Raw genomic sequence first — 25,814 nt, 5'->3', positions numbered from 1 at the left:
GTCTTGTATTGTGGGTTATAATTCAGAAAGTTTAAAAAATATTAAAATGAGAAATAGGGAGGTCATCTGGGTGATGGAAAGAGTGTATAATTTTTCAGCAGGACCATCAATACTCCCTTTGCCAGTTTTAGAGAAAGTGCAAAAGGAGCTTGTAAATTATAACGGGACAGGCATGTCTATTATGGAAATGAGTCATCGATCTTCTTATTTTCAAAGTATTATAGATGAAGCGGGTAGCTTGCTTCGTGAATTAATGAACATTCCTGATGAGTATGAAGTATTGTTTTTACAAGGTGGTGCTTCATTACAATTCTCTATGATACCGTTAAATTTAATGAATAAGTATAAAAAAGCAGGGTACGTATTGACTGGTTCATGGTCTAAAAAGGCACTGCAAGAAGCTGAAAAAGTTGGAGAAGTACAAGTGATTGCTTCTTCTGAAAATGAGAAGTTTACTACAATTCCTAAACTGGATGGTTTATTAGACGATGAAAAACTAGATTATGTACATATTACAACGAACAATACAATTGAGGGAACGAAGTATGTGGACATTCCACATGTAGATAAAGTACCGCTCGTTGCGGATATGTCCTCAAATATTTTATCAGAACGATATGATGTTTCGAAGTTTGGTCTTATATATGCGGGAGCGCAAAAGAATTTAGGGCCAGCAGGCTTAACGATTGCAATTATAAAAAGAGATTTAATTGGGGGAGCAGATCGCTCTTGTCCTACTATGTTAAACTATGAAACTTACAGTAAAAATAACTCCTTATATAATACACCGCCGTCCTTTAGTATTTACGTAACGAAACTTGTACTAGAGTGGCTGAAAGAGCAAGGCGGAGTATCTGCGATTGAAGAACAAAATAGAATGAAATCTTCACTACTTTATAATTTCTTAGATGAATCAAAATTGTTTACTTCACCAGTTGATCCTACGTATCGATCACTTATGAACATTCCGTTTACAACACCGTCAGAAGAGCTGAACAGTGAGTTTTTACAAAAAGCGAAAGAACGAGGACTTGTTACACTAAAAGGACATCGCTCAGTCGGTGGTATGCGCGCAAGTATTTATAATGCGATGCCAGCACACGGCGTACAGCAATTAGTAAATTATATGAAGGAATTTGAGCTTGAGAATAGATAGGGAGATGGGGATATGTTTCGTGTTCAAACGTTAAATCAAATTGCAGAAAAAGGTTTGCAAGTGCTTAGCGGAGAGCGCTATGAAGTAGGGGAGAGAATGGACCACCCAGATGGCATTTTACTTCGCAGCTATTCTTTACATCAAGAAGAGTTTTCAAAAGATTTAAAGGCGATTGCGAGAGCTGGTGCAGGGGTAAATAATATTCCTGTCGAGCGATGTACAGAAAAAGGGATTGTAGTCTTTAATACGCCAGGGGCAAATGCTAATGCAGTAAAGGAACTCATTATCGCAAGTCTTATTATGTCTTCACGTAACATTATTAACGGAGTAAGCTGGACGAAAAATTTAGAAGGTGAAGAAGTACCGCAGCTTGTTGAATCAGGGAAAAAACAATTCGTTGGATCAGAGATTGCAGGGAAACGTCTAGGTGTTATCGGACTTGGCGCAATTGGTGCTTTAGTTGCGAACGATGCGTTAGCGTTAGGGATGGACGTCGTCGGATATGATCCTTACATTTCAGTTGAAACAGCTTGGCGCCTTTCTACACATGTGCAAAGAGCATTTAGTTTAGATGAAATTTTTGCAACATGTGATTATATTACACTGCATATTCCTCTTACGAATCAAACGAAGGGGATTATTGGTGAACACGCTATAGAGAAAATGAAAAAAGGAATGCGTTTATTCAATTTCTCTAGAGGAGAACTTGTAGATGAAAAGGTTCTTCAAAAAGCGTTAGAAGAAGACATTATTGCACATTACGTAACGGACTTCCCGAATGAAAATGTGATTAAAATGAAAAACGTAACAGCGACGCCTCACCTCGGTGCATCTACATCTGAATCAGAAGAAAATTGTGCAGTCATGGCAGCGCGTCAATTACGTGAATATTTAGAGACAGGAAATATTCGTAATTCAGTCAACTATCCAAACGTAGAATTGCCGTATATCGGAAAGAAACGTATTACAATCATGCATCAAAACGTTCCAAACATGGTAGGACAAATTACAGGATGTTTAGCAGAACATCATATTAATATTGCCGATATGATTAATCGTAGTAAACATTCTTGGGCGTACACAATGATTGATATCGATAACGGAATTGATGATATAATAAAAGAGAACATTGTGGAAAATATAAGCAAAATTACAGGTGTTGTAGCCGTTCGAATGATTGTGTAAAGGAGAGAGGGAATTGGCAAAAATCCGACCGTTTCGGGCCATTCGTCCAGTAGAAGAAAAAGCAGCACAAGTTGCGGCTTTACCGTATGATGTTTTAAATAGTGAAGAGGCAAGAGAAGTTGTAAAAGGAAATCCATTTTCTTTCTTACACGTTGATAAAGCAGAAATTGATTTAGACCCAGCGCTTTCACCGTACGATGATCGCGTATATGAAAAAGCGGGTGAAAATTTAAATCGTTTTATACGAGAAGAAGTGTTCATACAAGACGAAGAGCCAGCACTATACATTTATGAACTGACGATGCAAGGAAGAACGCAGTCAGGCCTTGTCGTTTGTACATCTATTGATGAGTATGAAGATGATACAATTAAAAAACATGAAAGAACGCGTCATGAAAAAGAACTAGATCGTATTCGTCACGTAGATGTGTGTGACGCAAATACAGGTCCTATCTTTTTAACGTATCGTACAAAAGAAGAAGTGAAACGTTTCATCGCAAGCTGGAAAGAAGAACATGCACCAATCTATACATTTACAGCAGAAGACGGCGTTAGGCATGTTGCTTGGAAAATAACTGATGAAGAAGTAATTGCAGGCCTAGTAAACGTATTTGAAGACATTCCTAATCTATACATTGCAGATGGACATCACCGCTCCGCATCAGCTGCGAAAGTAGGGCTTATGCGAAGAGAACAATATCCGAATTACACAGGAGAAGAAGAGTTTAATTTCTTCCTATCAGTTTTATTCCCTCACGATGAATTATCAATTTGGGACTATAACCGAGTTGTGAAAGATTTAAATGGCTTGTCAGAGGAACAGTTTTTAAATCAAATTACGCAGTACTTTTATGTAGAAGAAGCATCTGTTTCTCCGTATAAACCAAATGAACCAAAAACATTTGGCATGTATGTGAACGAGAAGTGGTATAAGCTCACAGTGAAAGAGGAAACGTTTGATGCGAATGATCTTGTGAAAGGTTTAGATGTATCTATTTTGCAAGATCATTTATTAAGCCAAGTGCTTGAAATACACGATCCGCGATCTGATTCACGCATCGACTTTGTCGGAGGAATCCGCGGATTAGAAGAACTAGAACGTCTTGTAAATAGCGGTGCATATAAAGCGGCGTTCTCACTATATCCGACATCAATAGAATCTTTATTAGCAATCGCAGACGCTGGAGAAGTTATGCCACCAAAATCAACGTGGTTTGAACCGAAACTGCGCAGCGGGTTGTTTGTACATTCTTTAAAATAAATATAGACTTCATTAGTTTGAAAAACCGAAATGATTTTTAGTTTCGGTTTTTCTTATTTATAAAGCGTTTTGGAGGAGGGGTATGGGATGAAATTACAAGTAGGCGAAAAAATCAACTTTGAACGAACTTTTACGAAAGAGGATGTGGTTTTATTTACGGAAGTATCGAAAGATGAAGGTGTTCATCATGTTACGCCAGATGAGCAAGGGAGATTCGTTGTACAAGGACTGTTAACATCAACTCTACCTACAAAAATTGGTGGTGACTATAACGTATTAGCTCGCAAGATGGACTTTGAATTTTTACGTCCTGTCTTTAGTGGTGATACAATTCGTTGTGACGTAACCATTGAACAATTTGAGCCCGATGAAAAAAATCGTACAAAGATTATGGCGATGTTTATATGTAGGAATCAGGGTGGAAAAGAAGTTATGAAGGGGAGTTTTTCGGGGATTATGTGATTTGAACCATAAATTTGCCGTTCCGGCAAGGTTATAATTCTTTTCCTTGTGGCAAAGTTATAGTTCCAAAAATAGACTATTTCTAATTATCTGTATGGAAGGGAAGTGAGATGATACAAGATCTATATAAAGAAAAACGAAGTTTGCGTCCAAACTTCGTTTTTCTGACATACATTAAATTGCAACAACCACATAAAACCTAGTAGATGTCATAAAAATAAAAAAGGATTTATTTTTTATGACATTTTTAGCTAAAAGATTGTAATTGCAGAATAGATAAGTAACAAGCACATGATTATATTGACTACCTTATCGTATTTTAAAAATACTCTTTTAAAAGCCGAACCGCAAATGGACCATAAAAGCAATCCTGCACAACCTATTAGTATTGTTAAGGATATAAATGAGAAAATAGCTACACTTGACTCATGATAGGGAAGTACGAAAGTTGACATTGCAGTTAAGAAATATAAGATACTTTTTAGATTAAGAATTTGGAAAATTAACCCTGAAACAAAAGAGGGTTGGCTATAACTGGTATCATTATTACTTTTTTTAGAAAAAGCAATCTTCCATGCGAGATACAACAAATAAATAGCCCCAGCTATTTTAAAATAAGATTCTAACATTGGAATCCAATAGTAGATCCTTGTTATTAACAATGATGTTATCAAACCAAGAATAACAAATCCTGAAATAATTCCAAATTGGAAATGTATAGATCCCTTGAACCCAAATTTTCTCGCTTCATTCATCATCAAAATATTACTTGGTCCTGGTGTAATGGATGTAATAATTAAATAAGAAAGGAATGCTATAAGATTCATCTAGTTGTTTCGTCCCTTCAATGAAAATATTTGAATAAATTCTCTGGTTCATTGTAATATAGGTCTATCTATCAGTAAAATTGAAATTATAAATAGTCATTATCATTTTTTTGAATAGATAAGAGGAGGATAGTATATATGGAAATAAGACATCTTATTACATTTCGAACAATTGTTGATGTTGGAAGTTATACAAATGCTGCCATAAAATTAGGATATACGCAATCAACCATTACTTCTCATATTCAAGCATTGGAAAAGGAGATTGGTGGGCAATTATTCTCTTACGTTAAACGAGAGTTAAAATTAACCGCTTTGGCAAAAGAATTAATTCCACTAGTTGATGAATTGCTTCATTCATACAACCGTATATTCGAACTGAAAAATTATAAGAATAAGGTAAGTGGAGAGTTACGAATCGCAGCACCCGAATCATTAACGATTTCTAGATTGGGGCCGATTTTGAGGGAGTATTCAATTAAATATCCCGATGTAAAAATTATATTAAGTAACGGAACATGTGGGAAAAATCAAAAAGACCTGACAAGTGGACAGGTCGATGTTGCTTTTATGATTTGGACAAAATTAGAGTTAGAAAAGTGTGATTGCTATCAATTACACAAAGAAGAGATTGTTTTAATCACAGGTCCAAACTCAAAAAAACATTTTGATGATTACAAGAACAAAAAATTTACTGATTACTTTATAACAAATGAAAAAGGATGCAGCTATCGTTCTATGTTTGAGAGGCACCTAGCTAATAATAGGATAATCAATTTTCAAACTATGGAGCTATGGAGTCTAGAAGCAATTAAACAAGCTGTAATGAGTGGTTTAGGATTCGCTGCACTTCCCTATATAACCGTCAAAAATGAGGTTGAGAATGGATCTTTAAGTGTTATGGAACACTATGAAGAATTTGAATTCATGTACTCATATCTCTTAGTCAAATCAAACAAGTGGCGGTCTCCTGCAGTCGAGAAATTTATTGAGTTAGTATTAGAATAAGCTTCCAAATGGAGATTAATTTAAACTCACTTTAGAGGTCTTAATAAAAAGGAGGTAAATATTATCCCTTTACTTTAATGTTGCAGTTGCTCTTATTTTTTCGGCAAGCTTTTGGGTTAATAACTAGCTCATGGCAAAGTTATGCTTCCATTTTCTTTGAACAATTAGATAAATATGTTCTAAAACAATCGATTTTCGGAAAGTTTATGATTTTAACTGCGGCAAAATTATGAGTAAAGTTACAGATTATTCTTTAATTAGTAGGGAAAGTAATGAATAGGTGGGGGCCATGTCTTTCGGGTTTAGATTTTTCATTCCACTATAACGAAAATTTTATGCATTGCTGAATACTGATAACAAGATGTTATGTAATATACTCTGTTCTTTCTTAACTAATAGAAGTATAGTTGTATAAGCCCGTCAACAAAAAGGACATTCCTAGTATTACAAGAAATGTCCTTTCCACTAAAGTATAGGGTATTTCGCTAAAATTCAAACTCTAAAATTAGTTTACTAGTTTGACCTGTAAACTGATAATGATAGGACCCTCTCAGATTTTCTAAGTTACCGGTAGCTTTCATAATTGTTCCTGGGGAATCTAAATTTCCTTTATCAAATATTCCTTGCTCTATAGCTGTGAATGTTCCTTGTTGTCCCTTATAAATTCCTTCAAAGTGTAAAAATCCAGAAATTTTAGCAGTAGCCAAGTGACCATCATTTATATTGGAGTCTAAATAATATAATAAGTATTCAACAAAAGCTTTTCCTTTTAATTCCCCATCAATATCATATTCAACATGGGCAATATTAATAGGGAAATCTTTTTTTGTATCATCGATTGGTTTTTCATCCCATTTACTTACTGTAAATGTTACTTCCATACACGTAATCTCCCTCCAATTATATACTTTTAAAAAGTATCCATTCACATTCATATCTCATAGGAGTGATTTTATTCACTCCACGCCACTTTCTAAAATAGAGAACGATCCATTTCCACAATCAATTTCTGCCATTGCGCCGTAAGGTAAAATAAACTTCGGTTCAGTATGGCCAAAATTTAAATTATAAAGAATCGGCAAATCTCCTAAGTTATATTCTTTCATTACATGTAGTATTTCGTGTTTATATTCTTCATAATACATTTCGTCTTTTGGTTTACCAAAAATGATACCTTTTACTTTTTGCAGAATGCCTTGCGCGGCATAATTTCGCAACCAATACTTTATATAACTTGGTTCTGGATGATCTTCAGAAGTTTCAAAGAAGAGAATGCTATCCTCCCAATGTTTTTTCTCAGGCCAAAGTTCCGTTCCTTTTGCGAATTCTAGTACTTCAATGCAACCGCCAATTAAGCGCCCTTGTACAGTAGTAGAGCCTTGAAGTAACTCATATCCGTTGTTTTGCTGCATCGTACGTCTTGTATCCTTATTTATTTCAATCCATTCTAAACGCTCACTTGTCCATTTATGAGCTGGTTGAATCTCGCCAATTGTTTCATTTGAAAAGAGAGTTCGATTTACCATTTCAACCGTATATGGATCCATCTCTACATTTTCAGCAAAGTCGGTCAAAATTGCTGGACCGTAAAAAGAGGAAAGACCTGCTTTATGACAAAATAAATGTGAAATGGTAACGTCAGAGTATCCCATGGAAATTTTTGGATTTGCACGGATTACATTAAAATCTATATAGGGAAGTAAGCGAATGCTATCTTCTCCGCCAATATTTGCGATAATTGCTTTCACGCGCGTATCTTGAAATGCTGTCATTAAATCTTCCGCACGAGCTTGTGGGTTGTTATAAGTGAATTCGCTACCTTTTAAACTATTTGGCATGGGAACAACGGTAAGACCGAAAACTTCTTCTAATCTCTTTACTCCTTGATCATATCGCCATCGTATCTCAGAATCACCTGCGCCTCCCCATGAAGGGCTTACTGTTGCCACGATATCACCTGGCTGTAATCTCTTTGGTTTTTTTAACATGTTAACTCCGCTCCTACATAATGTAATGGACTACGACTGTACAAACTGTAGCTTTGAAAAAATATGATGCATCACATTAGTTTCTTCATCATCGATCTGTTTACCTGCTGGGATTTAAGAATTCAGTCTTAGTGTTGAATTGCATTTGAGAATTACAGTATGCAACATTGTATGAGAAAGAGGGGTGCTATTTTTTGCAATCTGTAACTGTAATGATTATAAGTTGGTCGTATTCAATCCAAAAATAAAATCATCATGAATGGAGAGGTTACAGATTTTCCTAAACAAGAAAGCTAACGCCTTTAGGAACCGTAGTATCACTAAAGATCGCAACGTTCGTGGTGCTAAAGTGTCTGAAGTATAAGTAGTTTATTCGGTTTTTTTGTTGGGATTTTTAGCGGATTATTCTTTAATTATTAGATAGAGAGATAAAATAAAAATACACCTAACTAATAGGTGTATTTTTAGACTTGAAAACCACATAACATCGAATGGTTTTCTTATAAACATATAAGAACAGTAATCTAAATAGTTTTTAATTTTGGTGACTTATACACCTGTACCATGTTAAGAATTAGCAGGAGCGCCGCCAGTATTGCCATGAGATTCAACTTTCGGAGCAGGGAAATGTGTATGCCCTTCTTGTTTAGGAGCTCCACTAGTGTCGCCGATGTTTAATGCAGGAGCGCCGCCAGTATGGCCCTCAGAAAAAGAAGGAGCTGGTGGAGACGGGAAGTGAGCGTGTCCAGCTTGATTTGTGAAACCTGCATTTAATCCAAATGCAGCAATACCTGTAAATGCAATACCTACAGCGATTTTACCAATTGTTTTTTTCATTTCTTTAACCCTCTTTCATTTGATTTTTTTGCTACTGTACTATTAAAAAAGTATAAACTTGCTTTCTCATGTTGTTGTTTGTTATAAAACGCAAGAGCTAGTTTTTCAAGATATTCAGAAACGTAACTATATAAGGATTCTCTATTGAAGTATTCAATTCCTTTTAAAACAATCGGTTCAATTTGATCTAATTCATTTTGGTTCGTGAAAACTTCTAGTATAGCAAAGTGATGTTTATACTCTTCGTTACCAAGTTCAGAAATAAGTTGTTTCCCTATTTCAATGTAGTGGTTTGCTTTGTTTATAAGTCCTAATTTTTCATGTTCTTGTGCAAGTAAGAATATGGCTTTGTAGTGAGATGGGATTTTTTCGACGACTTGCGTCAAGTGACGGATTGCTTCTTCAGATAGATTTTGACTTGCGTATAATAGTCCTAAATTACCACGCACAAAAAGTTGTAATGATTCCTCATTTAATTTTTGAAGAATATCTAACGCTTTGTTATAGCTTTCCTCAGCTTGTTCAAAATGTCCTACATCTACATAAGAAGCACCAAGTACACTTAAACAGGAAGAAATATTTCTTTCACATCCGTGTTGCGATTCGAAAATTTCTAATGCTTTAGAAGCATTTACAATCGCAAAACTTGGTTGTTGTTGATGATAATGATAAGTTGCAAATCGGTAATAGAAATCAGCATGTTCAATTTGACTGTGTCCGGATAAAAGTGTTTGTGCTTTTAAGAAATATTCGTCTGCTTCCTGATATTTATTGATAGCTGTTAAGTGAATCGCTTTATAATAATGATATAGATAAGATAAATGTTTATCTTCTGGTTTTTCTTGGTCTTCTATGATTTGAAAACTATCTTTCGTGATTGATAGTCCATCTGTCAGAGCTGTATGTCGGAACTGGAGTAATGCGTAATATAAGTGATAAAGTGGAAATGTTTCTGTTTCTTTCAAAAGCATTTCTTTATGTTCTTTTTTAGCTTCTTGAAACTGAATTTGTGCTTCCTTAACGTTTTGCGTTAAGATTGCATGGTACCAAGCTTCTAAATGTTTTGTTGTATATGTATGCCCCTTTAATGAAATGTTCATATTAGCCCCCTTGTATATTTTTTTATATAATTGTAACTATAATGGTAACACAATGAAAAGTAATTATATGGAATTTATTATTGATAAAAAATATTCAGAATTATATAGGTCGGTAAAACCTGTCAGTCCATGTGTTTTTATGAAGAAAAGGACACAATTGACTATAGAATCTTAATAAAATGATGCCACATGTACAATGCTAAAATAAAAGTTGAGAAAGTATGCATGAGGTGTGAATAGGGTAAGAAGGTAAAAATCCTAGCTACAATAGCTAGGATTTTTGTGTTAAATAGTCTCACCGTGAGCTTCTTGTTTAGGAGCAGGGAAATCGCCATGCCCTTCAAGCTTCGGAGCAGGAGTATCGCCATGTCCTTCAAGCTTCGGAGCAGGGAAATCGCCATGCCCTTCAAGCTTCGGAGCAGGAGTATCGCCATGTCCTTCAAGCTTTGGAGCAGGAGTATCAGCATGGCTCTCAAGTTTAGGAGTCGGCGTATCACCAACATTTAAAGCAGGAGCGCCACCGTCGCCTTTATTATAAGAAGGAGCCCAAATGTCGCCATGTGAATCTAATTTCGAGCTTAAATCAGCATGTGTCTCTAGTTTCGGAGCAGCAAAATCAGCATGGCTTTCTAATTTCGGAGAAAAAGTTTCAACGTGCTCAGCTTTTACAACGCCGCCATCCCCAATATTTACACCAAAAAGACCAAAGCTAAACACTGATAACCCTACAACAGCTGTACTAATTTTTCTTTTCAATCTATATCTCTCCTTTTATTGTTTTATTTCATTTTGTCTAAACGTGGTAGATAAAATGAAACGAATCGTAAAAAAATTCCAAATATATTACGATATACGAATAATTCTGTGTAATATTTTGTAAAACCTCCTTGAAATTTGAATTTTATGAAAATAAAATTCGACATGGTTCATTATTCAACTAGTTGAATAAATTTTGATTGAGTTTTTATAAAGGTATTCGCTAACCTTAGGACCGAAAGTAGTTCTTAATTTCTTTATACCGTGGTCATAAGGTTATTTTAGCTTTGAATTAAATTAAAGCCCTCTTGCTGTATATTTAAAAAGTACAGTATGCAACATTGCATAAGAAAGAGGGTTGCTATTTCCTACAACCTGTAACTATAATAGTTACAGGTTGGTCGTATCCAATCAAAAATAAAATCATCATGAATGGAGATGTTTCATAATGGGTATGAAAAAATTAATTTTAGCAGGTGCTTTAGGAATCGCAGCATTATCAGGAACGAATTTACCAGGGTTAGAACTAACAAAAGCGAATGCAGCTTCTATAGAATCGAATTTTTCAACATTAGAAGGACGAGTAGTAGAAGTAGATAACGGTGTAATTGTCGTAAAATCTAAGCAATACGAAGAACCTGTTAGTGTATATATAGATTCATTTTCAAATGTGAAAGTAGGAGATGAAGTAAAAGCTACTGGATCTATGATGCGTAATTTTACAGAATATATGGTTGCAACTGCAATTGAAAATACAACAAACAAGTTAGGCATGCACATGAAAGAAGATGGCTCACCTGATTATGTAATTGGTGAAGTATCAAAAGTAGAAACGATGGAAGATGAGGGAGACGGTGCTACTAAATATGTCGTAGTGGAGTATCCATCGCTAAACGGGAAGAAAGTGATTATTGATGTTTTCTTAACAAAGGGACAAGTATTTCATACGGGTGAGAAAGTGAAAATTGATATGAAGTATGTGGGATGGGGTGGTATTTCTATTAACTGGAACACAGTTGATCATATCGAAAAAGTGTATGAAGTAAAAAACAACGTTGAAAATAGTGATGATGTTTGGATTTGGTCTTAATTAGATGCCTGTAAATAATAAATGTACCATGCAGTACCCATCAAGTAATCATTTGATGGGTACTTTTTTATTTATTCTGCTATTGAGACAAATGAAGCAATTCACGGTTCATATTCATTTTTTAGCATCAATTGTATGTGAAATCAAAACGTTATGTGTAGTACATAATAAATACAGTTGTTATCCTTTTTTAATTACATGTGGATATAGGATAAAGTTGATTTATCATCCTATATTAAAATAAAAATAAACCACTGTTCGATTTGAATATTCCACGATATAATGGTGAGAGTTTATGACAGAATAAATATTTACATAAGAAGTGAGGTACTGTATGAAAAAAAGAACGACAGACATTATTTTTATTACTATCGGTGCATTTCTTTTCGCGTTAGGTGTCAATTTGTTTGTTATCCCGAACGAGTTTGGTGAGGGTGGAGTAACAGGTATCACGATTATTACGTACTATTTATTTGAGTGGTCACCAGGCTTAGTCAATTTAATGTTAAATGCGATTTTGTTAATAGTCGGTTATAAATTTTTAAATAAAATCACAACGATTTATACGATTATCGCTGTAGTTACGAACTCGCTATTTCTTCATTTAACAGAAGGATGGACGATTGCTTCCGATGAAATGCTCGTAAATGCCATTTTTGGAGGAATATTTATCGGATGCGGGATTGGTCTTATTATTCGTGTTGGTGGAACAACTGCAGGTACTACCATCTTAGCAAGGATGACACATAAATATTTAGGATGGAGCATTAGCTACGGTCTACTGTTCTTTGATTTAATCGTTGCGTTTTCATCTTATTTCATCATTGGTGCAGAAAAGCTGATGCTGACAATTATTATGTTATATGTAGGAACGAAAGTAATGGAATTTGTAATTGAAGGTTTAAATCCGAAAAAGGCCATTACGATTATTTCCGATAAGCCGGATGAAATTGCCGGGAAGGTGACTAGCTTAATGGGTAGAGGAGTTACTGTGTACTCAGGTCATGGCTATTACACGAAAACGCCGAAGGACATTCTTTACGTTGTTATTAATAAGCAAGAAGTAGTGAAGCTAAAGAGGATTGTTCAAACTACGGATCCGGCTGCGTTCATCGCTATACACGATGTTCGTGATGTATTCGGAGAAGGATTTGTTGATATTTCGAAGGCTTAAAAATTGTTTTTGATTAAAATAATCTAAATACTAAAACGTGAGAATCTATTTTGAATCATCTTTTTCAAAATAGATTCTTTTTTAATTAAACACCATTCACTTTAAGTTCAATCTTTTACATTTTAAAGAAAATTGCTGATAGAACGCTCTAGTCTGTTCTTTAATTTGGAAATGTGAGAGTTGAATAACAATGGATTATATGTGTTTTTTTAATCTACTCCCCATGAGTTCCGCCATTTGTTTTGCATCTGGATTTCCTTCATCGTACAATTTATCAATAATGTTAATATAATTCTTCTCATTTCGATTTTGACCTAATTTATATGCAGCCTGGATGTTTTCCACTTTAATTTTAAATCCAACTATACCTTTCAGTTCATTTTCTAAGAGAGTAGGGGAAAGTTTATTCCATAATACTGGATTTTCACGATGCTCCTCATATTTTTTTAACATTTTTGTTAATTCATCTACTAATTCCTCTTTATCTAAAATACTCGCTTTACCATATATATGGACGGCTTGATAATTCCATGTTGGCACTTCTTCATTTTCATACCAAGAAGAAGAGATGTAAGAGTGAGGTCCCTGAAATATTACAAGGACATCTTCACAAGTTTCAAATGTTCTCCACTGGGGGTTCCCATAAGCCATATGTCCAGTAATAAAATAATCATCACCTTTTTAGTTAATCCAAAGGGCAAATGAGTTGCGATTGGTTTTTCTTTTTCTGTTGTGACAATTGTTCCAAAAGAGTTTTTTTGAACAAAATCCCAAATTTCATCAACATTTGTGACTTTAAAATACTTTGGAATATACATAATAGCCCACCTCTCAAAAAAGTTATATGAGTGTTTTGATCATGATAAGGTCAACTTGTTCGTCATCGCCCATATAAAAGGAGTGAGAGCCAGCTTGTACAAAACCTAATTTTTTATAAAAAGCAATAGCATTTTCATTTTTCTCCCATACGCCTAACCAAATGTTCTTTTTATTATGTTCTATTGCAATTTCAATAGCATTATTTAGTAGATATTTACCAAGACCATGTTTTTGAAAGGAGCTCTTTATATAAATTCTCTCTACTTCAAGTGATTCATTGCCCATTTCTTCAGACTGAGCATCATCAATATTGACCTTTAAATATCCAGCAATTTCATCGTTAAAGTAGACAAAAAAGAATTGAGAAGAGATATTGGATAGTTCTTTTTCTAATTGCTTTAAGTTAAATGCCTTTTCCAAATAATGATGCATATTTTCGGGTGAATTTTGATGTTTAAAAGTTTCATTAAATGTTTCATAACTAATTTCTTGAAGTTTGTGTATATCTTTAAGGGTGCACTTTTCTATATGTGTAGTCATATTAATAGTTCGCTCCTTTATATAATCAATAATCTCTCTTATTTCCCTTTTTTACAAATTCCCAATCTTTTTCTATATTTTTTCTGACTCTTTGAAGAAGGTTAGAAATAGTTTCCGCTTCTGTTTCCGAAAATCCCTCTAATGCAACAGTATTGGAATAATCATTTTCTCTCTTAATAAAAGGATAAACATTTTTTCCTTTTTCTGTCGGGAAAAGTTTTTTAATTTTTTTGTTAGATTCATCTTCTTTCTTTTTGATAAATCCATTAATTTCAAGCTTTTTGATAGCCCGGGCTGCAGTTGTACGATCTACTTTTATCATCTCAGATAGCTTTTCTTGAATGATTCCTGGGTTTTCACATATTCGCACAAGATACAAATACTGACCTTTTGTAAGCTCATATTCTTTAAATTCTATATTACTAATAGAATCTAATGCCCTTGCAATCATGCCAATTTCACGAAGAATTTCTTTCATAATGAACTCCTTATCTTTTATTTTTGTTGCAAATGCAACAATGTGAAGTTATTTTTAATATAAAATATTTTTATTGTAAATGCAACAAAAATAACGATGAAGAGGTTGATTAAAATGAAGTATATTTTTTATGTATTAGGAATTTTAATATTAACCCTTGGTATTTCTTTTACAATACAATCAGATCTTGGAACGTCACCTTTTGATGCGCTTTTAGTAGGACTTTCTTTAAATGTGGGACTTACTGTGGGAAGCTGGGAAATAATAATAGCTTTATTATTAATATGTTGTAACTCAATTTTAAAAAGACATAGACCAGAGATACTAGGGTTGTTAACAGCATTCATAACGGGCATTGGTATTGATGTGTGGCTATTTTTATTACGTAATTTAATTACACCAGAAATATGGTACAGTAAAATGATTTATTTTGGAATTGGCTTAGTTATTACAGGATTAGGAACTGCGATATATTTACAAACAAATTTTGCTCCCATTCCAATTGACCGATTAACTTTAATCATACAAGAATTAACGAGAACGAATATCTTTATATCAAGAACATTTATTTACCTTATGTTCTTGATAATGGCAACGATTTTACATGGACCAATTGGTATTGGAACTATATTAACCGTTTGTTTAGGTGGGCTATTACTGAATTTCTTTATGCCACTTACTAAAAAAGTATTAGATTACTTATTCGTACACCAGAGTACATCACCAAGTTATAAGAAAAATAAAGCAGCTGACCACAATGATAACAAGAGTATCTTCTAAGGAATCCTTTTCTTTTTCTTGCAAAAAATCCAATTGTTTCTTAATGTAGTGATGTAGAAGGATGAACAAGAGAGGGTTTAATGAAGATGATACATATTTTATTAGCTGATGATGATAAGCATATTAGAGAGTTGTTACATTACCATTTACAAAAAGAGGGGTTTACAGTTTTTGAAGCAGAAGATGGAAAGGTAGCGCAAGAAGTATTAGAGAAGGAAAATATTCATCTTGCGATCGTAGACATTATGATGCCGTTCGTTGATGGCTATACGTTATGTGAAGAAATTCGTAAGTATCATGATATTCCTGTTATTTTATTAACGGCGAAAGATCAGTTAGTCGATAAAGAAAGAGGATTTATTTCTGGTACAGACGATTATATCGTAAAACCATTTGAACCAGCTGAAGTCATTTTCCGTATGAAAGCTTTATTGCGCCGTTATCAAATGCTGAGTGCGGACATAATTACACTTCACGGGACGACAATTGATCGTAAAGGTGTTGAAGTAAAGTGTAACGGGCAGACGATTTTGCTTCCATTAAAGGAATTTGAATTATTATCACAATTAGCTAGTTATCCTGGGAGAACATTTTCAAGAGAAGAGTTAATTGAGCTAGTATGGGGAATGGATTTTGAAGGGGATGAACGAACGGTTGACGTTCATGTGAAAAGGCTCCGAGATCGTTTCTCAAAACGAACGGATGATTTTCAAATTACGACAGTGCGCGGACTCGGTTATAAGTTGGAGCTGAAATAAGATGAAATCACTATATTCTAGATTTGTATTTATGACAGTCGGTATTATGCTACTTAGTAGTATTATAGGCTTTTTATTAACGAACGTATATTATCAAGTGAAGTTAAAGCCATATAATAGTGAAAAGATTTTAAAGTATGCGGAAGAAGTTAAGTCATTATATGAAAAGCAAAGCGAAGAAAATCAAGAGGCGTACTTACATTCTATTGCGAAGCTAGGATATGAAATTTATATTGTCGATGATCAAAAGAATGGAAAGCGTATTGGTAATGCGTTTCGTAAGACGTCTATTAGCGACGATACAGTTCATAAAGTACTGCAAGGGGAAACGTTTAACGGTGTTTCTACATATCCGACTCGCCTCTTTATTACAGGATTTTTCGATAACGAATTAATTAATAGTGTCGGTGTACCGCTAAAGCACGGTGATAAACAGTACGCATTATTTATTCGTCCTGATATTCAAAACCAATTTGGCGAGATGCGAATTTTCTTAGCGGTATTACTTGGGTTTATCGTACTATTAAGCATTATCTTTATAGCGATTGCAGCAGGTTACATCGTTCGTCCGATTCGTAAATTTACGAAGGCTACGCAAAAAATTGCGAGTGGTGAATATGAAATCGAATTAGATGTAAAACGAAAAGATGAAATAGGAACGTTATCTACAAGCTTCCAAAAGATGACGAAAAGTATAAAAGAATTAGATGAAATGAGACAAGAATTTGTTTCGAACGTTTCACATGAATTCCAGTCGCCGCTTTCTTCTATACAAGGTTTTTCAAAAACATTGCAAACAGAAAAAATGAGTGAAGAAGAAAGAAATCATTACTTACAAATTATTGAGGGCGAAAGTAAGCGAATGTCTAGTTTATGTAAACAGTTACTTACACTAGCTTCATTAGATAAAGAAGAGAAAGTGTTACAAATAAAAGAATTCAATTTACAGAAGCAAATTAAAGACGTCATTTTTATGCTTGAATGGAAATGGCGTGAAAAAGATATCGCTGTTGAATTTGATGTGCCGGATATCGTCATAAAAGGCGATGAAAACTTACTTCATCAAGTATGGAGTAACATTTTCACGAATAGTATTAAGTTTTCAAATGATGGTGGGACTATTGAGTTTTTCGTCGAAGAGTTAGAGTCTAGCGTTATCATCTCTATATCCGATAACGGAATCGGCATGGAAAAAGAAGAAATGGAACGTATTTTTGATCGCTTCTACAAAGTAGATACAGCAAGAGCAAGAAATGTAGAAGGTAGCGGTTTAGGGTTATCGATTGTGCAGAAGATTGTTGAACTGCATAACGGAACTGTTTCGGTTTATAGCACGAAAGGGGAAGGGACGACTGTTCGGGTGGAGCTTCCGAAATAGAGGGAAGAGGCTGTTTGGAAACGGCCTCTTCTTTTTGTCGTTTTTTGTCGGTAAATCGATATAATCGAAAAATCGCTGATATAATTTGAGTTACGCCGATATATTGTGAAAATCGCCGATATAATTCGAGTTGCGCTGATATATTTGAAAAATCGCCGATATAAATTTCACGTACCCTAACTCCTATTATAAAGCCGCACCTTTCCCGCGCTCTTCCTTAAACCGAACCCCAAAGGTATCCGCTGTAATTTCATCAGCTTTCGGCAATGCTCGTAATTTCGGATGAAGTAGCCATACGAGAGAAATAAATAAAATCCCGATGCTAGCGAACGCAAAAATAAGTTGGCTACTAAATACATTTGCAGCATATCCGCCAATTAAAGAACCGAACGGCATAGCGATTGTGCCCATACTTCGCATAACTGAGTTGATGCGGCCAATATATTGATTTGGAATTAAAATTTGACTAATTGTCGCAAATAATATGTTGGTTGCACCAATCGGTACCCAAGCTAGGCCGAATAAGAAAATAGATAACCATTGAAACGGTACAACCGTAGAGAGAAACCAAAAGATAGCACCAGTCGCAAAGCTAATAATAGAAGCGCGGCCAACATTACGTTTGCCAACCCATGAACTGAATAAAGCACCAATCAGACTACCTGCTGATATAGCAGCTAAGAAGAAGCCATATGATTTCACGCCTCCTAAAGAATCAGCGAAAGAAGGGAGTATCGCCATCGTCATACCGATAGAAAAATTGGCAACAACTGAACCGATTAAGAAGACGCTCATTAATGAACGAAAGACGATTGAAAAGCCTTCTTTTAAATCAGAGAAATATTGTTTAGTTGAAAGTGATGTGCCCGTATCGGTTTGCTGTGGCATTTTCAATGAAAAGAACAAAAGAGCTGTAATCGCAAATGTTAAGGAGTCAACCAAATATAAAGTAATGGCGCCAAATAGTGCTACTAATATGCCGGAAAGCGTCGTGCAAATTAAATCAATGCCTTGATACGCAAATGAGAAGAGTGAGTTTCCTTTTAATAATTGTGTTTTATGCAGTAGAAGTGGTAAAGCTTTTGATTGTGCGGGATAGGCAAATTGTTCGATAAAAGCTACGATTGGCATAATGATGAGTAGTAATTGGACGGTTAGTAGGTCGAAGTAGTGTGTAATAGGAATGATTAATATAAGAATGCATTGCAGTACTTGTGTGATGACGAGGGTGTTTTTTATTGACCATCTATCAACGAATGGACCGGTAAGAAATTGTAATGCAGAAGGTAGTAACGTAAGGAAACCAGCCAATCCAGAATAAAAAGGATTACCACTTAGCTTATATACGAGCCACATTGCTGCTACGTAGTATAAGCTATCTCCTATGTTAGTAAAAATTCTTCCTAAAAATAATAAGAGGAAATTCCGGTTTTTCAATATGTCCATTTAATCTACTCCTTTATAATAAAGTGAAACTTTAATCAGTGGGAGGTTCATCCCCACTGATTATCAGCCCCCACCAATCGGACGTTTACGGGAAGTTAATCTCCCACTTAACTTCTTTTTTTAGTTGAATTTTGAGGTTGGAGTTTTACTGCCCGTTAATGTCGGATAAATTTATTCGGTAAAATAAAATTGACCGTTTATGTAAAAAAAAATCGTATTACGATTTTTCTTCTTCTTTAATAAATTGCTGCATTGTTCTCTCTGCGATTTGAAGTGCAGTGGTAGAAATGTAATAAGATTTACTATTTGGAGCTTTATCCGCGTCTTTTGCGATTTCATTTAATTCAGCCATCAATTGATGAAATTTTTTCACCCACACTTGAAATTGTTCTGGCGTAGCATCAAACTCCCAGCAAGATGAAACGTAATTCCAATCAGCAGGATCTTCGCTTTCTTTTCGTAATGTAAAAGCTTCTTCTGGTGCAGCGAGAATTTGGCTTTTCGTTCTTTCTATCATTTGTAAAAAGATTTGGCGACCTGATTCGCTTAATATTTCTAAATGAGGTAATAGATCTGCGGCAGGGGTGAAGCCTTTAGCGACAGATTGATAAAACTTTTGAACAATCCCATTCTTTTCTTCTGTATAAACGATCTCTATAAGCCCATTCTTTTCTAATTCTTTTAAATGATAATGAATTTTCGCCCTTGAAATGCCGAATTTCTCAGATAGTAATTGTCCAGTATAAGGACGTTCGCATAGACGTATCATCATTTCGACACGTAATGGATCGCTTAATGCTTTTAGTTGGCTATAAGTAGTTAGTGTTAATACGGGCTTCAACATGATCAACTCCTTGAATTAAATTACTCGGTCAATATTATTTGACTGAATTGTATCAAGGATTCTATTTATTTTCAATACTTTCTGAAAATTAAATCTTACTCTCTGTAATCTTCTGTTCATATTCCGTTCATATTTCTTTTTTATGATAAGTGCATAGAAAGAAAGAGGAAGGAGCGAGCGAAATGTTTTTAGCTCTGCGTGAATTGAAACAATCAAAATTAAGATACGGATTAATCGGACTGATTATGGTGTTATTATCATTTTTAGTTCTTGTTATTTCAGGATTAGCAAATGGACTATCATATGATAATGCTTCATCGATTCAAAATATGGAGGCGAATAAGTTCGTTTTAGCAGATGATGCGGAAAATAAATTACTTCGTTCACAAATTAAGAAAGATGATGTAGATAACGTAGTAAATCAAGTAGGCGAGAAAGAGGCCGTTCCGTTTCGTGTGAAAGTTTCAACGTATGAAAAGAAAGATAGTTCAAAAAAGGTTGATATCGCTATTTTCTCAAGTGAACGCGATACATTTTTAGAACCGAACATTGTAAAAGGTGAGAAATTAGGTACAGCAAATAACGAAATGGTTGCTGACGAATCAATTAAAGAAAAAGGAATCGATATTGGGGATACAATTATTGATCCTGTTTCAAAGAAAGAATTTACAATCGTTGGATTTACGAAAGATCAAATGTTTAGCCATACACCAGTCGTTTATGTAAATGAAGACGTATGGGGCGCTATTTCGCAACCAAATCAAAAAGATTATAGTGCAATTGCACTTAACACAGATAAAGAGATTAAAAATGCACACGTAATTGACAAAAAAGAAGTATTGCAAAGTATTCCAGGATTTAAAGAAGAGCAAGGAACATTAACGATGATTATTGCATTCTTACTAGTTATCGCTGCGTTACTAATCGGTGTATTCTTCTACGTTATTACACTGCAAAAAACACAGCAATTAGGTGTATTAAAAGCAATCGGTACGAAGAATTCGTATTTAGCAAATAGCTTAGTCGTGCAGGCGTTATTCTTATCAGTCGTTGCGATGGTAATCAGTATCGTTCTTGTACAAGGATTAGAACAAATTTTACCAGCAGGTATGCCGTTCTTATTAACAACACCGATGATTGCACAATATGCAGCAATCTTTATCTTAATTAGTATTTTAGGAACACTTATTTCGTTATACCAAGTATTAAAAGTTGATGCGCTAGAGGCAATTGGAGGCGGGATGTAATGACTTCATTATTAAAATTAGACAAAGTAAGTAAAGTGTACGGAGAAGGGAATACGGAAGTAACAGCCCTTCATCCGATATCACTTGATGTGAAAGCTGGAGAATTTATCGGAATCGTCGGTCCTTCTGGATCAGGAAAAAGTACGTTATTATCAATCGCGGGTGCACTATTATCACCGTCAAAAGGGGATATTTATATTCGTGAGCAAAATATTACACAGTTATCAGAAAAGGAAATGACAGATATTCGTTTGAAAAAAATCGGTTTCATCTTCCAGTTTGCAAACCTTGTTCCATATTTAAATGTGAAGGAACAGTTACTTTACATTGCTAAGCTGAAAAAAGAAAGCAAACAAGAATCAGAAAAGCGTGCGGATCATTTATTAGCGGCATTTGGATTAGGAGAAAGAAAAAATCATTATCCAAATCAACTATCTGGTGGGGAAAAACAAAGGGTAGCAATTGCTCGTGCGTTCATGAACAACCCAGATTTAATATTAGCGGATGAGCCAACGGCAAGTTTAGACTCAAAACGTGCACGTGAAGTTGTAGAAATGATGAAACGCGAAGTGAAAGAGAGCCAAAAAGCAGCCATTATGATTACACATGATGAGAGAATGCTTGATGTATGCGATCGTATATTGACGCTAAGAGATGGACAATTAATATAAAGATAAAGGGCCAACCGTACATACGGTTGGCCTTTGTATAATCGTTTCTAATAAGTATAATGGCTTTATTTTGAGAATAACGTTTTAATTTTATTACGAGTAAGTAATAAAGCGCCGCCTAATACAGATAGCATTCCTAGAGCCATATTGTTTGATTGCTCGCTACCAGCGTTAGGAAGTTCTTTAGCGTTATTGTTTGCATTTGTAGTACCAGTCTTTGTTTCTGTTTGTTTCGATTGAGATACTTCGTTGATCTTGTTATCTACATTTTGCTTCGTTGTGTGTAACTCAGCTAATTTGTCATCAATTTTTTTCTCAGTATGTTTAAAGTCGTTGATTTTAATATCTAAGTCTTGTTTTTTCTTTGATAAATCGTCTGAAACAGTTTGTTTCGATTGCTTAATCTCGTTAATTTTATTGATTAAATCTTGTCTAGCTTCTTGTAATGCAGCTAGTTTGTTTTTTACATCTTGTTTAGCTAGTTCTAAGTTAGCGGAAAGGCTATCTAAATTGCCTTTAATTTTCTTAAGTTCCTCTAACGTGTTACCAGTATTCGGTTTGTTTTCTTTTAGCTCAGCAAGTTTGTCCTCAGCAGTTTGTTTCGCTTTCTTTAATTCAGCTAATTTTTCATCTACTTGTTTTTTTACTTCCTTAAGTTCATTAACCTTCTGATCGATGTTCTCTTTATGTTGTTTCATTTCATTCACTTTTTCATCGACAGTTTGTTTATGTTCTTTAATCTCATTAACCTTATTATCGATATTTTGCTTATGTTCTTTCACTTCAGCAACTTTATCTTCTACTTGTTTTTTATGCTCTTTTATTTCAGCGATTTTATCTTCGGCGATTTGCTTGTCTTGCTGAAGTTTTGCATCGAACTCTTCTTTACGTTGCTTAATTTCGTTAATTTTTTCATCGGCAACTTGTTTACGCTCGTGTAGTTCATTCACCTTCGTATCAACATTTTCCTTAACTTTGTTAAGTTCATTCAATGTTTGATCCACGTTTTCTTTGTGTTGCTGCAATTTCGCATCTAACTCTTGTTTATGTTGCTTAATTTCAGCTAATCGATCTCCCGTACTTTGCTGAGGAGTAGCATCAGTTACTTCCGCATGAGCAGAGTTTGCGCCAGCAATCATTGCTAAAGCTAGTGTAGACGCAGCGATTGTTTGTTTTGTTTTCATATTTTTGTACCTCTTTTCTTTCATATGCATGAACTGTTTTGTGTAAAAATGAGCATATAGAAGTAGATTATCTTATCATTATATACTATGTTAGGCGCTTAGAGGAAGGATTTGCATAATAATCTATCATTATGTAATTCTTATAGTCTCTTATTTTGGAGTAGGGGATAAATCTTTAGCTAGATGAACAATTTCTTCAATAGTAAAGCTTACATCTTTACTATTGCGAATAACAAACAAATAATCAGCCTCGTTTTCTACAGGATCTACGACATCTTCGTGAAGTGATTCAGCTTGTTGTCGATCAAGTACTTCTTTGAAACTAGCATATCCACCTCTAAAAATATTCGTATTTCGCGTGCTTCGAGCCACTCTTTCGTAAAGTACATCATCTGGAATGTCAAAATGAACGAGTATGCGTACATATTCATTTTGTGGAAATAATTCGTTTAGTAAATATAACCTTCCGTTTTTACTGCGATTGGAGTTACTAATAATAAGGTGTAAATTTGTATGTCCTTTCGCATAATCAACAATGAATTTAGAAAGACCGTGCTTAAATGTATTAGGGCCTTCAGCCGGCTGTAATTTTTCGTAATGCGTGTTAATAAATTCAGCTTGGTTATCTTGATCCATAACGAAAGAGTGGGGTAACTCTTTTTCTAAAGCTTTTGCGAATGTAGTTTTACCGCTGTGTGTTTTTCCTACCGTAATAATGACGAATCGTTTCATATTGGCCTCCATGTGTGTTGTTATAGTCTGGAATATTCAATGTAGATTGAATATTTTCCTGCCAGAGAATATACAAAGTGCCGAAGTGATAGTAGGCTGGAAACTTGACAAAAAAACTTATTTATGCTATAATTTACCAATATAAAAATAAAGTGTATAATAGGGTTCTCCTGGCCGGGGGGACCCTATTTTTTTGTGAAAATGAAGGAGAAAGAAACAGTAAACAAAAACATAGACAAAAGTAGGCATATATAATAAAAAGTAATTATGAAACAATATAAACCAAAAGAATTTTCAGAAATGCTTAATGTCTCTGTTAAGAAATTGCAAAGGTGGGACAATCAAGGTTTTTTAACTGCTTACCGAAACCCAAAAGGAAGAAGATATTATACAGAAGAACAGTATAAGGAATATATGGGTATTCAATAAGAAAATAAAGTAGGCAAAGTAGTTATTTACACAAGAGTATCAAATCCAGGTCAGAAAGATGATTTAGAAAATCAGGTTGAGTTTTTAAAAACATTTGCAAATGCACGAGGAATGATTGTAGATGAAGTTATCAAAGATACTGGTAGCGGATTAAACTACAAAAGAAAACAGTGGAATAAACTGATTGACAGTTGTATGGAAAGAAATATTTCGGCAATCATCATTGCACACAAAGATAGATTTGTACATTTTGGATATGATTGGTTTGAAAAGTTTCTTCGTAAAATGGGTGTGGAAATTATGATTGTTAACAATGAAAAACTATCTCCTCAAGAAGAACTTGTTCAGGATTTAATATCTATCATGCATGTATTTAGCTGTAGAATATATGGATTGAGAAAATACAAAAAGAAAATGTCGGAGGATGGAGACTTATGAAAAGAGCATATTTAATAGAAATCAAACCGACAACTGAACAAATTAGTAAAATCCGTCAAACTATTGGGGTGTGTCGATATGTATATAACCTGTATATTTCTAAAAATAAAGAGGCATATGAGTCGGAGGGGAAATTTCTTAGTGGCTATGACTTTTCCAAATGGCTGAACAATATTCATACAAAAGAGTGTGACCAGTGGATTAAAGAAGTGTCGAGCAAAGCGGTAAAACAAGCGATTATGAATGGAGATAAAGCTTTCAAGCGATTTTTTAAAGGTTTATCTCAGTTTCCAAGATATAAAAAAAAGAAGAAGCAAGATGTGAAGTGCTACTTTCCGAAAAACAACGAAACAGATTGGACAGTAGAAAGGCATAGAGTAAAAATCCCCACAATTGGTTGGGTAAGGTTAAAAGAATATGGGTATATCCCTAAAAATGCAACTGTAAAGAGTGGCACAGTATATCAAAGAGCAGGAAGATATTTTGTATCTGTACTTTGCGAATTGGAAGAAATGGCAACAAAGTTAGCACTCAATAAAACAGGTCTAGGGATTGATTTAGGAGTGAAGGATTTTGCTACACGTAGCGATGGTATCGTTCATGAAAACATCAACAAAACAATAAAAGTAAAAAAGATAGAAAAACGGTTAAAACGTGAACAACGCTCTTTATCACGTAAATTTGAAAATCTAAAAAAGAGAGGTGAAAAATCTGTTACTAATAAAAGAGCGAATATAGATAAAAATGTTCTTAGAGTGCAAAAGTTGCATGCTCGATTAGCGAATATTCGAATAGAGTATGTAAAGTCTATTGTAACGAATGTGGTGAAAACCAAGCCAACGTTTATTACAGTAGAAGATTTGAATGTGAAAGGTATGATGAAGAACAAACATCTATCTAAAGTTGTAGCGCAACAATGTTTTTATGCTTTTAAAACATGGTTATCAACGAAATGTAGGGAATATGGAATTGAATTACGGCAAGCGGACAGATTCTATCCATCTTCTAAAATGTGTTCATGTTGCGGTCAAAAAAAGTCGGATTTAAAGCTGTCTGACCGAGTATATACATGTGAATGTGGCAATGTAATAGATAGAGATTTAAATGCGTCAATCAACCTTTTACAAGCAAAAAAATATACAATACTAACGTAAATAGATTGTATATATGTACGGTGGGCTACATCGGAATTTACGCCTGTGGAGTGTCACAGCAAACTGTAGTAG

General features: G+C 34.6%; 25 protein-coding genes and 2 pseudogenes. 14 read left to right on the top strand and 13 right to left on the bottom strand.

Annotation, left to right across the window (positions count from 1 at the left end; all coding sequences use genetic code 11):
* Positions 1-73 precede the first annotated feature (73 nt).
* From serC to BGI23_RS15650, 4 genes are all read left to right on the top strand, one after another.
* The gene (gene serC / locus BGI23_RS15665) at positions 74-1,156 is read left to right on the top strand and encodes a 3-phosphoserine/phosphohydroxythreonine transaminase (RefSeq protein WP_014481714.1); all 1,083 of its coding nucleotides are present in this window, start codon (positions 74-76) and stop codon (positions 1,154-1,156) included.
* A 12-nt stretch (positions 1,157-1,168) separates the two neighbouring features.
* Positions 1,169-2,341, top strand: a complete 1,173-nt coding sequence (locus BGI23_RS15660; protein WP_000490258.1) for a 3-phosphoglycerate dehydrogenase family protein — start codon at positions 1,169-1,171, stop codon at positions 2,339-2,341.
* 13 nt (positions 2,342-2,354) lie between these two features.
* On the top strand, positions 2,355-3,602 hold the full coding sequence (locus BGI23_RS15655) for a DUF1015 domain-containing protein (protein WP_070806511.1): 1,248 nt from the start codon (positions 2,355-2,357) through the stop codon (positions 3,600-3,602).
* 87 nt (positions 3,603-3,689) lie between these two features.
* Positions 3,690-4,064 (top strand): hotdog family protein, encoded by a 375-nt coding sequence (locus tag BGI23_RS15650; protein ID WP_070806510.1) that lies wholly within the window; start codon positions 3,690-3,692, stop codon positions 4,062-4,064.
* Positions 4,065-4,315: 251 nt separating this feature from the next.
* Here BGI23_RS15650 and BGI23_RS15645 read toward each other — a convergent pair whose 3' ends face one another.
* Entirely contained in the window at positions 4,316-4,891 is a 576-nt protein-coding gene (locus BGI23_RS15645) for a LysE family transporter (protein ID WP_070806509.1), read from the bottom strand.
* Between the two features lie 138 nt (positions 4,892-5,029).
* On the opposite strand from BGI23_RS15645, the gene BGI23_RS15640 reads away from it, so the two are divergent.
* Positions 5,030-5,899 (top strand): LysR family transcriptional regulator, encoded by an 870-nt coding sequence (locus BGI23_RS15640; RefSeq protein WP_070806508.1) that lies wholly within the window; start codon positions 5,030-5,032, stop codon positions 5,897-5,899.
* Positions 5,900-6,384: 485 nt separating this feature from the next.
* On the opposite strand, the gene BGI23_RS15635 is transcribed toward BGI23_RS15640, so the two are convergent.
* The 5 genes from BGI23_RS15635 to BGI23_RS15615 form a co-directional block, all read right to left on the bottom strand.
* A complete protein-coding gene (locus BGI23_RS15635; RefSeq protein ID WP_070806507.1) occupies positions 6,385-6,780 on the bottom strand; it encodes a DUF3224 domain-containing protein in 396 nt (131 codons plus the stop codon).
* Positions 6,781-6,855: 75 nt separating this feature from the next.
* A complete protein-coding gene (locus BGI23_RS15630) occupies positions 6,856-7,887 on the bottom strand; it encodes a S66 family peptidase (protein WP_070806506.1) in 1,032 nt (343 codons plus the stop codon).
* Between the two features lie 567 nt (positions 7,888-8,454).
* On the bottom strand, positions 8,455-8,724 hold the full coding sequence (locus tag BGI23_RS15625; protein ID WP_070806505.1) for a hypothetical protein: 270 nt from the start codon (positions 8,722-8,724) through the stop codon (positions 8,455-8,457).
* Positions 8,721-9,824, bottom strand: a complete 1,104-nt coding sequence (locus BGI23_RS15620; protein ID WP_070806504.1) for a tetratricopeptide repeat protein — start codon at positions 9,822-9,824, stop codon at positions 8,721-8,723. Before BGI23_RS15620 ends, BGI23_RS15625 begins: the two co-directional genes overlap by 4 nt.
* A gap of 285 nt (positions 9,825-10,109) precedes the next feature.
* The gene (locus BGI23_RS15615) at positions 10,110-10,580 is read right to left on the bottom strand and encodes a hypothetical protein (RefSeq protein ID WP_070806503.1); all 471 of its coding nucleotides are present in this window, start codon (positions 10,578-10,580) and stop codon (positions 10,110-10,112) included.
* Positions 10,581-11,028: 448 nt separating this feature from the next.
* Here BGI23_RS15615 and BGI23_RS15610 point away from each other — a divergent pair, with 448 nt between their 5' ends.
* Together BGI23_RS15610 and BGI23_RS15605 are read left to right on the top strand one after the other, a co-directional pair.
* Positions 11,029-11,670, top strand: coding sequence for an ATP F0F1 synthase subunit alpha (locus BGI23_RS15610; protein WP_070806502.1), 642 nt, complete (start codon positions 11,029-11,031; stop codon positions 11,668-11,670).
* 334 nt (positions 11,671-12,004) lie between these two features.
* The gene (locus BGI23_RS15605; RefSeq protein ID WP_070806501.1) at positions 12,005-12,844 is read left to right on the top strand and encodes a YitT family protein; all 840 of its coding nucleotides are present in this window, start codon (positions 12,005-12,007) and stop codon (positions 12,842-12,844) included.
* A gap of 195 nt (positions 12,845-13,039) precedes the next feature.
* Here BGI23_RS15605 and BGI23_RS15600 read toward each other — a convergent pair.
* The 3 genes and pseudogenes from BGI23_RS15600 to BGI23_RS15590 all read right to left on the bottom strand — a co-directional run bounded on the left by BGI23_RS15600 (position 13,040) and on the right by BGI23_RS15590 (position 14,681).
* Positions 13,040-13,662 (bottom strand): annotated as a pseudogene (locus BGI23_RS15600) (FMN-binding negative transcriptional regulator).
* 22 nt (positions 13,663-13,684) lie between these two features.
* Complete coding sequence (gene paiA, locus BGI23_RS15595) at positions 13,685-14,203, bottom strand: spermidine/spermine N(1)-acetyltransferase (protein ID WP_070806500.1); 519 nt, start codon at positions 14,201-14,203, stop codon at positions 13,685-13,687.
* A gap of 25 nt (positions 14,204-14,228) precedes the next feature.
* The gene (locus BGI23_RS15590) at positions 14,229-14,681 is read right to left on the bottom strand and encodes a MarR family winged helix-turn-helix transcriptional regulator (RefSeq protein ID WP_070806499.1); all 453 of its coding nucleotides are present in this window, start codon (positions 14,679-14,681) and stop codon (positions 14,229-14,231) included.
* 114 nt (positions 14,682-14,795) lie between these two features.
* Between BGI23_RS15590 and BGI23_RS15585 the strand changes: the two genes are divergently transcribed.
* The 3 genes from BGI23_RS15585 to BGI23_RS15575 all read left to right on the top strand — a co-directional run bounded on the left by BGI23_RS15585 (position 14,796) and on the right by BGI23_RS15575 (position 17,597).
* Positions 14,796-15,461, top strand: coding sequence for a YczE/YyaS/YitT family protein (locus BGI23_RS15585; protein WP_070806498.1), 666 nt, complete (start codon positions 14,796-14,798; stop codon positions 15,459-15,461).
* 80 nt (positions 15,462-15,541) lie between these two features.
* Positions 15,542-16,219: a response regulator transcription factor gene (locus BGI23_RS15580; protein ID WP_000781975.1), complete on the top strand. Its 678-nt coding sequence runs from the start codon at positions 15,542-15,544 to the stop codon at positions 16,217-16,219.
* A gap of 1 nt (position 16,220) precedes the next feature.
* Entirely contained in the window at positions 16,221-17,597 is a 1,377-nt protein-coding gene (locus BGI23_RS15575; RefSeq protein ID WP_070806497.1) for a sensor histidine kinase, read from the top strand.
* A 186-nt stretch (positions 17,598-17,783) separates the two neighbouring features.
* Here the strand turns inward: BGI23_RS15575 and BGI23_RS15565 are convergent, their stop codons facing one another.
* Positions 17,784-19,043 (bottom strand): MFS transporter, encoded by a 1,260-nt coding sequence (locus BGI23_RS15565; RefSeq protein WP_070806496.1) that lies wholly within the window; start codon positions 19,041-19,043, stop codon positions 17,784-17,786.
* Positions 19,044-19,260: 217 nt separating this feature from the next.
* The gene (locus BGI23_RS15560) at positions 19,261-19,884 is read right to left on the bottom strand and encodes an ArsR/SmtB family transcription factor (RefSeq protein ID WP_070807315.1); all 624 of its coding nucleotides are present in this window, start codon (positions 19,882-19,884) and stop codon (positions 19,261-19,263) included.
* 185 nt (positions 19,885-20,069) lie between these two features.
* Here BGI23_RS15560 and BGI23_RS15555 point away from each other — a divergent pair, with 185 nt between their 5' ends.
* A complete protein-coding gene (locus BGI23_RS15555) occupies positions 20,070-21,134 on the top strand; it encodes an ABC transporter permease (RefSeq protein ID WP_070806495.1) in 1,065 nt (354 codons plus the stop codon).
* Positions 21,134-21,805 (top strand): ABC transporter ATP-binding protein, encoded by a 672-nt coding sequence (locus BGI23_RS15550; protein WP_000202597.1) that lies wholly within the window; start codon positions 21,134-21,136, stop codon positions 21,803-21,805. The genes BGI23_RS15555 and BGI23_RS15550 overlap by 1 nt, the downstream gene beginning before the upstream one ends.
* 65 nt (positions 21,806-21,870) lie before the next feature.
* On the opposite strand, the gene BGI23_RS15545 is transcribed toward BGI23_RS15550, so the two are convergent.
* Positions 21,871-22,989: an LPXTG cell wall anchor domain-containing protein gene (locus BGI23_RS15545; protein ID WP_070806494.1), complete on the bottom strand. Its 1,119-nt coding sequence runs from the start codon at positions 22,987-22,989 to the stop codon at positions 21,871-21,873.
* 150 nt (positions 22,990-23,139) lie between these two features.
* A complete protein-coding gene (locus BGI23_RS15540; RefSeq protein WP_000819856.1) occupies positions 23,140-23,721 on the bottom strand; it encodes an ATP-binding protein in 582 nt (193 codons plus the stop codon).
* Positions 23,722-23,988: 267 nt separating this feature from the next.
* On the opposite strand from BGI23_RS15540, the pseudogene BGI23_RS27595 reads away from it, so the two are divergent.
* Positions 23,989-24,588 (top strand): annotated as a pseudogene (locus BGI23_RS27595) (IS607 family transposase).
* Positions 24,585-25,742: an RNA-guided endonuclease InsQ/TnpB family protein gene (locus BGI23_RS15525; RefSeq protein WP_070806492.1), complete on the top strand. Its 1,158-nt coding sequence runs from the start codon at positions 24,585-24,587 to the stop codon at positions 25,740-25,742. Before BGI23_RS27595 ends, BGI23_RS15525 begins: the two are co-directional and overlap by 4 nt.
* Positions 25,743-25,814: the final 72 nt, after the last annotated feature.

The sequence above is a fragment of the Bacillus sp. ABP14 genome, assembly GCF_001831375.1.
GTDB classification, from domain to species: domain Bacteria; phylum Bacillota; class Bacilli; order Bacillales; family Bacillaceae_G; genus Bacillus_A; species Bacillus_A paranthracis.
This window is presented reverse-complemented; position numbering and strand designations above follow the sequence as displayed.